The 12,587-nt window shown below is 44.9% G+C and carries 7 protein-coding genes; 3 read left to right on the forward strand and 4 right to left on the reverse strand.

Going from position 1 to position 12,587, the window contains the following annotated elements:
• Positions 1 to 127: 127 nt before the first annotated feature.
• Together QUB56_RS20280 and QUB56_RS20285 are read right to left on the reverse strand one after the other, a co-directional pair.
• Positions 128 to 1,012: an amino acid ABC transporter substrate-binding protein gene (locus QUB56_RS20280; protein ID WP_332957604.1), complete on the reverse strand. Its 885-nt coding sequence runs from the start codon at positions 1,010 to 1,012 to the stop codon at positions 128 to 130.
• Between the two features lie 275 nt (positions 1,013 to 1,287).
• Positions 1,288 to 3,024 (reverse strand): ABC transporter permease subunit, encoded by a 1,737-nt coding sequence (locus tag QUB56_RS20285; RefSeq protein ID WP_332957607.1) that lies wholly within the window; start codon positions 3,022 to 3,024, stop codon positions 1,288 to 1,290.
• A 25-nt stretch (positions 3,025 to 3,049) separates the two neighbouring features.
• On the opposite strand from QUB56_RS20285, the gene QUB56_RS20290 reads away from it, so the two are divergent.
• Positions 3,050 to 3,274 carry a hypothetical protein gene (locus QUB56_RS20290; protein WP_332957609.1) on the forward strand — a complete coding sequence of 75 codons (225 nt, stop codon included), beginning with the start codon at positions 3,050 to 3,052 and terminating at the stop codon, positions 3,272 to 3,274.
• 105 nt (positions 3,275 to 3,379) lie between these two features.
• Here the strand turns inward: QUB56_RS20290 and QUB56_RS20295 are convergent, their stop codons facing one another.
• Positions 3,380 to 4,723: a nitrate/sulfonate/bicarbonate ABC transporter ATP-binding protein gene (locus QUB56_RS20295; RefSeq protein WP_332957611.1), complete on the reverse strand. Its 1,344-nt coding sequence runs from the start codon at positions 4,721 to 4,723 to the stop codon at positions 3,380 to 3,382.
• Positions 4,724 to 4,949: 226 nt separating this feature from the next.
• Positions 4,950 to 5,186 carry a hypothetical protein gene (locus QUB56_RS20300; RefSeq protein ID WP_332957612.1) on the reverse strand — a complete coding sequence of 79 codons (237 nt, stop codon included), beginning with the start codon at positions 5,184 to 5,186 and terminating at the stop codon, positions 4,950 to 4,952.
• Positions 5,187 to 6,015: 829 nt separating this feature from the next.
• On the opposite strand from QUB56_RS20300, the gene QUB56_RS20305 reads away from it, so the two are divergent.
• Together QUB56_RS20305 and QUB56_RS20310 are read left to right on the forward strand one after the other, a co-directional pair.
• Positions 6,016 to 6,192, forward strand: a complete 177-nt coding sequence (locus QUB56_RS20305) for a hypothetical protein (protein WP_332957614.1) — start codon at positions 6,016 to 6,018, stop codon at positions 6,190 to 6,192.
• Positions 6,193 to 7,089: 897 nt separating this feature from the next.
• Positions 7,090 to 12,537 (forward strand): PAS domain S-box protein, encoded by a 5,448-nt coding sequence (locus tag QUB56_RS20310; protein ID WP_332957617.1) that lies wholly within the window; start codon positions 7,090 to 7,092, stop codon positions 12,535 to 12,537.
• Positions 12,538 to 12,587: the final 50 nt, after the last annotated feature.

Consider the following 12,587-nt stretch of genomic DNA (forward strand, 5'->3'; position numbering starts at 1 on the left):
GCGCCTTCCTAAATCCAGTTTAGAGCCTATTGACGCCACTGGTTGCAGTTATCAGACTTGCCGTGACAAGATCCCCACCTTACGCCTATTCGAATGGTGCGCGCGCAGCACCTTGTCTGATTTGGGATCAAATACATTTATCTTGATCCGTGACACTGATCGTTAGGAAAGGAGAATTGCGGCCCAGCACTTTTTCCAACAGGTTCGTCGAACTTTGATTGCGAATAAAATTATTGACTGTTTCTTTCCATTCAGTATCGCTTGCCGGCAGGATCATTCCGTAGGAAATACAGGTTAAAGGCTGATCCGGTATAATAGAATATTGGCTGGGAGTTAAACCCTGTCTCCGCGCTTCTCCCACTAACAGCATTCTGTCGCTGGCGAAGGCATCGATTCTGCCGGATACCGCATCTTTTACACCCGACTCTCTGGCCGTGATACCTTCATAAATTCGCTGGTTGGCTAGTTGATATCGCCCTGCAATGAATTGTTCGGTAACAGAACCGCTCAGCACCCCAATTGTCACGTCTTGCAGGAATCCCGCAGGATTGACTCTCAGTCTGTTTTCTGGCTTGACTAAGAGATAGGTGCCGCTGTATAAAAAAGGTAGCGAATATGCAATCCCGTTGGGGGGATTTTTCAGGATTGTATTGGGTCCGCATTCTAGGTGAGCGCGCTTGCTGGTGACGCTGCGGAATCGCCCTTTTTCCCCTGATTCGTTTAGGTCTGTTTCTAGTTTTTCTAAGCGGACGGAGCGATTAAATTTCTTTTCTAAGTCAGCTCTGAAAAGTTCTAAGCCTTCGATGCAAACTCCTAGCCATTTTTCGCCTTCTAAGTAGCCGAAGGGAGGGGAGTCTTTTCTGATACCGACTTTGAGAATGCCGGTTTGCCGAATTTCTTCCAGTGCTGTCTGGGCTGAGGCTACTGTAGGTAAAGCTGCGGGGAATAATAGTGAAAATATCGCTGTAACTGCTGCGAATTTCCTGCTTTTGTTGGCTAGTGCTGATTTCATTAGTTCGGCATCCGAATAGATATTTTACTGGGTTTTAATAGGATACGCAAAAAAACTATATTGTCAATATATTTTGGTGGTCTAATTTTGGACTGTGGGGGTGTTTTGGGTGCTGCGTGCGATCGGCTAACTTCAACCTGCACCCTCTAAAATTAAGTTTCGGGGGTTGGGCAGCAAAAAAGTGTCGCCTGCTTTAATGAAGTCGCTAGAGCCGAGAATTGACAGCCGCTCTCGCTCAGCTTTTACTGCTATATTGCAGCCCTACTTTACCAGAACTAAACCAACAATTGATATTTTTCTTGGGCTAAACGGTAAAGCGGTCGCCACACTAAACGGTTAGTCACTACAACCAATAGCGACATCACAGAAGTAGCCGCTAAAAGCAAAGGAAAATTGCCTGATGCCGTTGCTTGAGAAATCGTCTCGCCCAAACCGCTTGTTGTAATTATTTCACCTTTATACTGCACGTATTCGCTGACAATACTGGCATTCCAAGCTCCGCCCACCGCCGTAATAATTCCTGTAATTAAATAAGGAAAAATTCCCGGTATAATTAAAGTTTTCCAGCGCAGGAACAGGGAAAGTTTGTAAACTTGCGCAGCTTCAAACAACTCGGAAGGTATCGATTGGGCACCGGCAATAACATTAAACAGCAAATACCACATTGTACCCAACATCATCAGCGCCACAGAACCAATTTCTAAGCCACCTCCAGTTTTAATTAAAGCTAGTAGCAATACTGGAAATAAAGCCGTTGCCGGGACAGAAGCAGCTATTTGTACTAATGGCTGCAAAATCTGAGCTAAACGCGGATTTCGACCGATCGCCACTCCGAGCGGTACTGTCCACAACAGCGATAAAAATAGCGCGCAAATGACTCGCAAAGCTGTGAAAAATGCACCTCCCATGACTTTTTGCCAGTCAGACAAACTCAGCAACCGCAGCAGCAGCACCGCTTCCCAAGTTCCCCAAAGTACAATGGCGGCAAACCCGCTGACAAATATCCAATTTATCCAATTTCCGATGCGAGTTTTTTTTCTGGAATTTGTTGTTAAATTAGCAGGTGCAAAAGCTCTAGCCAAACCAATATCGAAACTGTCGCCGAGCGGCGAAATACGCGACTTCAAAATCCGCAGCGTCGCCGATCGCCTTAAAAAATCTAACACGCTTGACTGCGGTACATCGGTAGCTTCCACAGATTGATATTTAAACTTTTCTACCCAAGCAATCAAAGGCTGCCATATAAAAAAGTCTATGGCTATAATCACACCAATTAATACTGCTAAACCCCAGCCGATGGCCCCAAAATTCCCTTCATTGGCTGCCTTGCCCAAATAGGAACCGAGTCCGGGCAAATTAAAGTTTTTGTCCCCCAATGTAAAAGATTCGATCGCAATCAAAAAGAACCAGCCGCCCGCCACTGACATGACGCTGTTCCACACCAGTCCGATCGCACCAGCAGGCAATTCTAACGTCCAGAACTGCTGCCAAGCATTGAGCCGATAAATTTGAGCAGCTTCCTTAAGTTCTCGTGGAATTCCGGAAAGTGACTGATAGAAACTAAAGGTCATGTTCCAAGTCATCCCAGTAAATATTAAGATAATCGATGCGAGTTCTACGCCGATTATTTGACCGGGAAATAAAGTAATTAGCGCTAAAACAACTCCCGGCAAAAAAGATAAAACCGGAATCGACTGCAAAATGTCTAACAAGGGAATTAAAATTTTTGCGGCCAGGGGAAAGCGGTAAGCAGAATAAGCATAAACTAGGGTAAACAGCAGCGATAAAAAATAGGCGGCTGCCATGCGTAAAAGAGTCTGGACTGTATATGCTGGCAAGACATTTAGTGTGGTCTCAATTTTAAAATTTGGGTTGTAGTCACTGCTGAATTGAGAAGCTGTTTGGACAATTGCCAAAATTAGAGAGAAGATTGCTAGAATCAGCAAGCCGTCTTGCCAAGTCCACGCTGACCTTTCTAAAGTTTTATTTGCTGGTGTTAGAGGTCTTGTCATAATAATTAGTTATTGGGCATGGGGCATGGGGCATGGGGCATGGGGCATGGGGCATGGGGCATGGGGCATGGGGCATGGGGCATCGGGAATTGGGCATCGGGAATTGGGCATCGGGAATTGGGCATCGGGAATTGGGCATCGGGAATTGGGCATCGGGAATTGGTTATTGGTTTTTGGTTATTGGTTTTTGGTTTTTGGAGGCAGAGCCTCCGGGTATGTATTCCCAGGCAGAGCCTGGGAACAAGACTAAGAGTAAGATACCAACAAACAAGACTAAGATACCAACAAATAACAGATAACAAATCACAACTAACAACTACGAACTAACCAATAACAAATAACCAATAGCAAATAGCTACTCAGCTTTATCTTCCGATTCTAAGAAAATTTCGCCCCCTGGTTCGTCGTAGCTGTACAACTCTGCATAACGTCCCCAATCAATAGCAGTTTTCAATTGCCGCATTGCTTCTTGCGGGCTAAAGTGGGTTTCGAGAATATCCAAAATCAACTCTTCAGAAATGCGATGATTGCGCTTTGCCTGAAGCATTCTAGAAATTTGCTGTACGAGGCGAATATTGCTGAGAATTTGGGTGCGAACAATTTGTTTTCGCTGGTCAATTCCGCCGGCAATGAACTGAATGCCAACTGGAGTTAAAATGAGGTCGCCTTCTTTGATTACTAGAAAATCCATTAATTTTGCTGCTTCCACGATCGGCAAAATGTCGTCAACCTCTAACATTAATTCTTGACCGAGGCGGTAGAGGTCTTTCTCCTTGCGGTCTTCCAAGAGTTCCAACAAACCTGCGATCGCACCGATTCGCACCTGCGGCAGAGATTGATATTTAGCGCTTTGAGCGGGTTGAGGTTGAGACACAGCAGCGGCACTTTCAGCAGGTGCTGTCACTGTGTCGCAGCTCAATTCGGGATTGGTGAGAATTTTGTAAACTTGGTCCACGAGAGCTTGGAATTCCGGAGTTTTACGATCGCGGTAGTGCGGCAAAGTCACTTTCAATTCGGCGCGAATTCGACCGGGATTCCGACCCAAGACTACAACTCTATCGGCTAAAATTACCGCTTCCTCAATCCCGTGAGTTACGATTAACACCGCTTTAGTAGGAATCTTCTTTTCCAGCCACAAATCTAATAACTCAAACCGCAAGTTTTCCGCCGTCAGCACGTCTAAAGCTGAAAATGGTTCATCCATGCAAAGTAATTCGGGTTCTACCGCCAAAGCTCTAGCAAATCCCACCCGCTGCCGCATCCCGCCGGAAAGTTCTTTCGGATAAGCATTTTCAAATCCGTCTAAACCGATAATGTCAATCATCTGCAAGGCTTTTTTTCCCCGCGGTTCGGGCAATTCTCCTTTAGCTTTTAAGCCTAATTCTACATTTTCTAGTACCGTCAACCAGGGATAAAGCGCAAAGTTTTGAAATACAATAGCCACTCCAGGATTTAAGCCGACTAAAGGACGATTGTGGTAGAGAACTTGACCTGCGGTGGGCGGGATAAGTCCGGCTATCATCCGCATTAATGTTGATTTACCCGAACCGGAAGGACCGAGCAAAGCTACTATTTCGCCCGCTCTTATCTCTAAATTAATTGGCTCTAAAATAGAGATTTTTTGACCGTTTGGCTGCTGGTAAACTTTGCTAACTCCTTCTAAGGTAATGAGGCACTCTGTTGCTGTTTTAACTACCACAACTAAACCTCCTCGCTTGTTGTTTAAATTTAGTCATTAGTCTGTAGTCATTAGTCTGTAGTCCGCAGTCCGCAGTCATTAGTCCGCAGTCCGCAGTCAGTAGTCCTTAGTTACAAACTCTGGGAAACTGACAACGGATAACGGCTAATTGATACCAGTTTAGTCAAATAATGCAAGGGCAGACAAGCCCCAAACCATGATGCAGTCAGTCATTCTCAATCGAAAATCAAAAATCGAAAATCGAAAATGGTATGACTGCCGAGTATTCGGTCAATTTTCTGTGACAGGCGATCGCTTTTTCACCAGCAACAAGACTGCAAGAGTAGCGAGTTGGATCGCAACTGAAAATACAACCAGCCAGATAAGCCATAGCTGTGTTAAATATCCCATAGGCGGAACCTCTTTTGTCGGCAGGCACGAGTCCAGCTACGGTAGCTTTCAAAATCGATTCCTGGGATCCCATACCTATACCCCGATCGCCTCTTTAGTCTCCGCGCCATTCTGGATCGTCTGCGGGGAATGGATGGGTTTGCTGTGTACGAGATCCTTCAGTCCGATCCGATTACCCGATCGATCCGCGTCATTCTGCTGACAGCGAAAGTTTGACCGAGATCGTGCTAAATTTGCCCAGACGGCGGTAGCTGGGGTAATTACCAAACCGATCCAACCCCTCACCCTGTGCGAAGAAGTGGCAGAGATTTGAGGATGGGTTGATTGACTTTAATGATTATTGTTAAATTTTGTCACGAAAACTGTTAATTTCAAGAATCTTTACCAACTCCTGACTGTTGCTATCTAGCCTTCAGGTATGCAGGTAAGGGCAAAAAAAAACATAGTATCTGGTGGGGGCGGGTAAGCGCGAAAAATCTATAATACAAGCGATTTATAGGTCAATACCCTTGGGTTAACACTGTTTATTGCCCGGAGTTCCCCCTCCCAGCGGACGGGAGAGAACACTCTTGTCCTCCCTTTTTTTAGGCGGGTTCGGGCTGATATGAACCGTATAGAGTTATAAGTCCAAAACCCGTCATCCCCATCTAATGTTTATTTGTAACCACCTACTTATGCAGCTAAAAGCTCTTCGCATAATTCGACAGTAAATGAATGTTCTTAAGCCATTCAATGAGGTCAGGCAGTATCTCGAATCCCGAAATAAATCAATAGTTTAGAAGGGGTTTATCTGAAAAAAAATACTAATTCACAATGAACCCAATAAGCAGGAGGTAATACAAACTTGTTTAACCACTTTTGCAGGTTGAAATGTGCGAGTTGCTAATTTGACTTGAGAAGGCGTGCCACAAGCAATACTCTCTCAGCCCGAGACCATTATTGTGGAAGTTGCCGTCGGCGAAATAGATGGATTGCGATTTCTCAAACAACTAAGAACACCACCAGACACCCAAGTAATTCCAGTTGCGATACTAACTTACGCAGCTTCACGGGGTGATTTACAGCAAAGCTGGTTCTAACAATATCATATCAAATCCGTTAGCATCGGAATAGTAAATTCGAGTTGACTGTTGACTGTTGACTGTTTACTGTTCACTGTCAACCGTCAACAGTCAACCGTCAACAGTCAACATCACGGACGGTGTAACCGGAAATGATATCACCTGCCAGCAGTGATAGTTAATCCCCTCGATCCAGCTATGCTTTCTGTTCAAACTGCCAATGTTTGGACCTGGGATTTAGAGTCTCCGATCAAATCAAGGAACAGGGAACAGGGCAGAATGAACGGGAAGAAAACCATTTTATCTAGGAATTGACCTCAAAAGTTGCCTCTGAATAGTGTTGACTTCTCAAAAAACAGATGTGACATTACAAGGTGCGTAAAAAGGTGCATATTGTGGCAGAAAAGTTCTCGGCGCTCTTAAGATTATTACAAAATGTTGAAACTTGTATCTTTTCCTTAACCATTTTGTATTATTTACCAAATGTTTATTTTTTTTATGTATGTTCTTGTTATGGTGGATTCAACTCAGTTTATAGCACATGGAACAGTGAAATGCCCCTTAGTAAAAAAATACCTTTTTATGACACAGGGCGCCTGCTGCTAGAATCAAATCCTCTGTCCAGCCAGCATCAAATCTACTGGTTTTGTCGCCAATTTTCGCAAACAATGGATATTTACAATCTGAACAGATGTAGCTCATCGCCCTCTCTAACTTTAGTTAGAGAGCTAGGGCTTAAGAAACAACATTCTTTATCGGTGGGATTTAACAGTTCTATTTAGCCATGATAAAGTTTAGAGATTGTCCTAGCGCTGACGAATTTTCACGCTCACAACTTGACTCTCTTGCATCATTAAATTACCAAACTCTCGCCCAAAAAATTGAAGATCGATCTATTAAAATAGCGCTTAATTTATGGATATCACTAGACTCAACCTGATTAGAACCTTATGCCAAACACCCTTTAAAAGATTGCTACCTCTTCTGCTTGGGGTGCTGGCTTCTCTTGCTGTTTTACTTATGTGGCAACAGCTAACAATCAACGGACAAATTCACATCGAGGAGTTAATTCAGCAGGAAGCCAAGGCGATTCAGTCACAACTGAGCGAAGAATTGTCAATTCGGGTGCTGACACTTCGGCAAATGGCGAACCGCTGGCAAGCCAATGGCGGTACACCAAAGGCTCTTTGGGAAGCCGATGCTGATGCTTATGTAAAGGATTTCTACGGTTATCAGGCGATCGAATTAGTCGATCCATCCTTTAAAGTGCGATCGGTTGTGCCACTGGCTGGGAATGAGGCAGCACAAAACCTAGATTTTAATCAAGAAATGCGCCGCAAAATCACTTTGCAAGTGGCTCGTGATTTGCGTCAACCTATCTTAAGTAAGAATATTTCACTCGTTCAAGGCGGTCAAGGATTTCTAGCAACTATTCCTTTATTTGTCGGGGAACGGTTTGATGGGTTTATTGTCGGAGTTTTTCAGTTTAAAACTCTATTTGACAGTATTTTACAAGTGCCACCCGGGTACAAGGTGGCTATCTATGCTGGCACAAATTTGATCTACGGTCAAGAGCTTTTTTCTCAAAAATCACAGCCGAAAACAGTTGTAGTGAAAGCCTATAGTGCAGAGTGGCGAATAGATGTTTATCCAAATTTAGATTTAGTCGAAAAGGGTAAACTGGATTTGGCAGTAATTGTATTAAGTGGTGGGTTAATTTTAGTTTGGCTGCTGATATTGGTCGTGTATCTGGCAGAATTGAGTTATCGCGAAGTCCATCAATTCAAAAAAGCAAATCGCCAGTTGCAAGGGGAAATTCACCAGCGACAACAGGCAGAAATTGCGATCGCTCGACTAGCTGCGATCGTTGAATCTTCGGAAGATGCCATTATCAGCCAAGATTTAGAGGGTGTAGTTACAAGTTGGAATGTAGGAGCAGAAACAATTTTTGGCTATACAGCGGTCGAAATAGTAGGGCAATCAGGGAGAAAACTGATTCCCGCAGACTATCGAGATCAGGAAAACGAAGTTCTCACCAAAATCCAGCGAGGAGAACGCATCGAACACTACGATACAAAGAGGCTGAGGAAAGATGGAACATTAATCGATGTCTCGATGAGTGTCTCCCCCATTAAAGACGAAACAGGGAATATAATTGGAGCCTCAAAGATTGCCCGGAATATTGCTGACCGCAAACAAGCGGAAGCAGCACTACGCCAAAGTGAAGAACGCTGGGAACTGTCTGTCCGCGGGAATAATGACGGCATTTGGGATTGGAATGTTCAAACGAATGAGGTCTTCTTGTCTAGTCGCTCAAAGGAAATCCTGGGCTATGAAGACCATGAAATCCCAAACATTGTAGACGAATGGGCTAATCTGGTACATCCCGATGATTTGGGATGGGTGATGCAAGCCATTCAAGACCATTTTGCCAAGAAAACTCCTTTCTATATCACAGAACATCGCATTCGCTGCAAAGATGGTTCCTACAAATGGATGCTCGATCGCGGTCAGGCACTTTGGGATGATGCAGGTAACGTAATTCGGATGGCTGGCTCTCACACCGACATTACAGAGCGCAAGCAAGCTGAAGTTGCTTTACAGGTAAGCGAAGCCAGATATCGGCAATTGATCGATAACTTAAATGCGGGTTTTGTGATTTATGCGATAGATACCAGCATCCAATTATGTAATAAAACGGGCTGTGAATTACTAGGGCTTTCAATGGATCAAATAGTGGGAAAAACCGTCAGCGATCGGTCATGGCATTTGGTGCGGGAAGATGGCAGCGTTATGCCCCTCGAGGAATATCCCGTGAATCAGGTTTTATCCACGGGAAGTTCCATTAAAAATTATGTTTTAGGAATTAAAAAAGTAATTGATAGTGTTGTTTGGGTATTAGTTACTGCCTACCCGGAGTTAGAGCCAAACGGTCAAATAAAACAAGTTGTAGTTACGTTTATTGATATTAGCCAGCGCCAAAAAGTCGAGCAGGAAATCCAAAAAACTCGCAATTTCTTACAAGCACTTCTGGATAATTTACCGGTGGCGGTTTTTGTGAAGGACGCACAGCCTAAACGATTTGGCGTATTTCAGTTTTGGAATAAAACCAGCGAACGGTTATTTGGCATCTCGGCAGAACAAGCGATCGGCAAAAGTGACTATGATTTGTTCCCAACAGAACAGGCTATCTTTTTTGACCAAAAGGATAGAGAAGTCTTGGAGAAAGGTAAGACTGAGGATATTCTCGAAGAAGTGATTGACAGTCACAGTCTGGGAAAACGTTGGCTGCATACGGTGAAGATTCCCATTTACGACGAGCAGCATCAGTCCCAGTACCTACTTGGTTTTTCAGAAGATATCACCGATCGCAAACACGCAGAAGCAGAGCGTAGAGAAATGAATGAGGTGATGAAAAATGCGGTGTCCGGCATTTCCAAGCTGGATTTACAAGGGCGTTACCTCTATGTCAATAAAGCTTATGCTGACATGACAGGCTATCAGCCAGAAGAAATGATCGGGATGTCCTGGGAAAAGACCGTAGATCCTGATGAGTTGGAAAAACTGGTGGCTGCCTATGAGCGGATGGTGCAAGAGGGCAGAGTGGAAGTTGAAATGAAAGGGGTTCGTAAAGATGGTTCGGTTTTTTACAAACAAGTGGTGATGATTTCAACTTACGACGAACAGCATCAATTTTTGGGTCATTACTGCTTCATGAAAGATATTAGCGATCGCAAAAAAGCCGAACTTGCACTAGAACAGGAACTCCTGCGGAGTAAAACCTTCTTCAACACTTCAATGGACGGTGTTGTTGTCATGGATCGGCTCGGAAAAGTTCTCGAAGCTAGCCCCAGTTTTGCGCGGATGCTGGGCTATACCCAGGAAGAAATCCTGAATATTAGTGTCTGTGATTGGGATGCTCAATGGACGAAGGAAGAACTACAAACTAGGTTAACAATAGATGAAATTGTTCCTCTATTTGAGACGCGACATCGGCGTAAGGATGGTTCGGAGTATGACGTGGAAATTAGCTGGAACCGGGTGGAAGTAGAAGGTGAGATGATGCACTTCTGTATCTGCCGGGATATCACCGAACGCAAACAAGCTGAAATCGACTTACAAATCTCTCAAGCGCGATTTGCTGGGATTTTAGAGATTGCCAGCGATGCCATCATTTCTATCCATAGCAATCAGCAAATTACTCTGTTTAACAAAGGAGCCGAACGCATTTTTGGTTACGCGGCTGAGGAAGTTTTAGGCCAACCCCTGGCGATGTTGATGCCCTCGCGCCTTGCCGGTGTTCACCATCAGCACGTCAGCCAGTATGCCCAGAATGCAGGCTCTGCAAGGCAAATGGCAGAGCGAGGAGACATTTTTGGACGGCGCAAAGATGGCACAGAGTTTCCCGCCGAGGCTTCCATTTCCAAGATCGAGATCGACGGTGAAATTATTTTTACTACCTTTCTGCGAGATATTACGGCTCGACAACAGGCAGAGGAAGCTCTGCGCTATCAGAAAGAGATGTTTCAAACAATCGTCGATCATATTCCTGTAATGATTGGTTTGTTTAACAAGCAGGGTAAAATGGAATTGCTCAACCCGGAATTTGAAAAAATTTTAGGTTGGTCCCTAGAAGATTGGCAGCAAAAAGATATCTTGGCTGAGTGTTATCCTGACCCGGTTTATTGCCAAAGTGTCTTAGAACATATGCTATCGGCAACCGGAAAGTGGAAGGATTTGACAACAATGACCGCCAGCGGACAGCAGTTAGAGACATCTTGGGCGCACGTGCCGCTTTCCAGCGGGTATTTTTTGGGCATTGGGCAAGATATTAGCCATCGCAAACAAAAAGAACTGGCACTGCAGCAGGCAATGGAAGCTGCAGAATCTGCGAATTTGGCAAAAACTACCTTCCTAGCCAATATGAGCCATGAATTACGCACTCCCCTCAACGTGATTCTGGGATTTGCTCAGGTGATGGCTCATGACCCCTCCCTAACTCCCAACCAAAAAGAAGACCTGCAAACAATTCGCCGCAGTGGCGATCACCTCTTGAGTTTGATTAACGATGTGTTGGATCTCTCGAAAATTGAATCGGGGCACTGCACAGTTGAAGAGAGCGGATTGGACTTAATTGCGCTGCTGCATTCCCTCCGAAATATGTTGGCGGAACGAGCAAGTTCTAAAGGACTTGACCTTTGTTTAGAGATTGCGCCAGAAGTTCCCCAATTTATTCTTGCCGATGCTCAAAAACTGCGCCAGGTTTTGCTCAATCTGCTGAGTAATGCCATCAAATTTACTAATCGGGGAAGTATTACTTTGCACGTCAGCATTGAGGCGAACGGTACAGGGGAATTAACCACAACTCGGCAGATTCTCCAGTTTGTAGTGGCTGACACAGGTGTAGGGATGGAATCGGTCGAACTCAATACCATTTTCGATGCGTTTGTGCAAGCCCAAGCTGGGAAGCGATCGACCTGCGGTACTGGGCTAGGTCTAACCATTAGCCGCAAATTGTTGGAACTCATGGGCGGAGAAATTTCTGTCAGCAGCACTCTGGGACAGGGGAGTACCTTCACCTTTACCCTTCCCGTCACCCCAGTCAGTGGAGTTAATGTTACACCCGAAGAGAATAATCGCTTCGTGATTGGGCTGGCTCCCGGTCAACCTCATCATCGCATTTTGGTGGTTGACGATCGACCAGAAAATCGCTTGCTAATGGTCAGATTACTGACACAATTAGGATTAGAGGTAAAAGAAGCTACCAACGGACAGGAAGCGGTGCAGATTTGGCAAGAATGGCAACCAGACTTAACCTGGATGGACATTCGGATGCCCGTGTTAGATGGATACGAAGCTACCAAGCAAATTCGGGCAAGGGAAGACGGGCACAACAGTATAATTATTGCACTTACGGCCCAGGCTTCCCAGAGCGATCGCGCCCTCGCCTTCGCTGCTGGCTGCAACGACTACATCAGCAAGCCCTTCCGGGAACAGACCCTATTTCTCAAGATGGCCCAATACCTGGGGTTAGAGTATGTATATCAGTCCGATGAAACAGAGAACGGGGAACGGGGAACAAATCCTTTGTCTTCTTACCTCTGTTCTGTTACCTCTGGGGTTTCAGATGCCCTCGATCCCACCCTTCGGGCGACATTACCAGAAGCATGGCTGGTTCAGTTGGAAGATGCTGCTTTATGCGGGAACGATCTGGCGATCGTTGAACTGGTAGCTCAACTTTCCTCAGAATTCGCTCAATTCGGTACTCATCTGACCGAACTCGCCAACCAGTATCAATTTGAAAAAATTCTTAATCTAATTCAAGGTAATTTCCTAAGTGGAATTCCTCCATTGGATTTATAAGCTGTTGTGCATTTAAACGTTTGAGGAGGACTAGGGAATTAGGAACAGTG

The sequence above is a fragment of the Microcoleus sp. AR_TQ3_B6 genome, from assembly GCF_036702785.1.
Taxonomy (GTDB): domain Bacteria; phylum Cyanobacteriota; class Cyanobacteriia; order Cyanobacteriales; family Microcoleaceae; genus Microcoleus.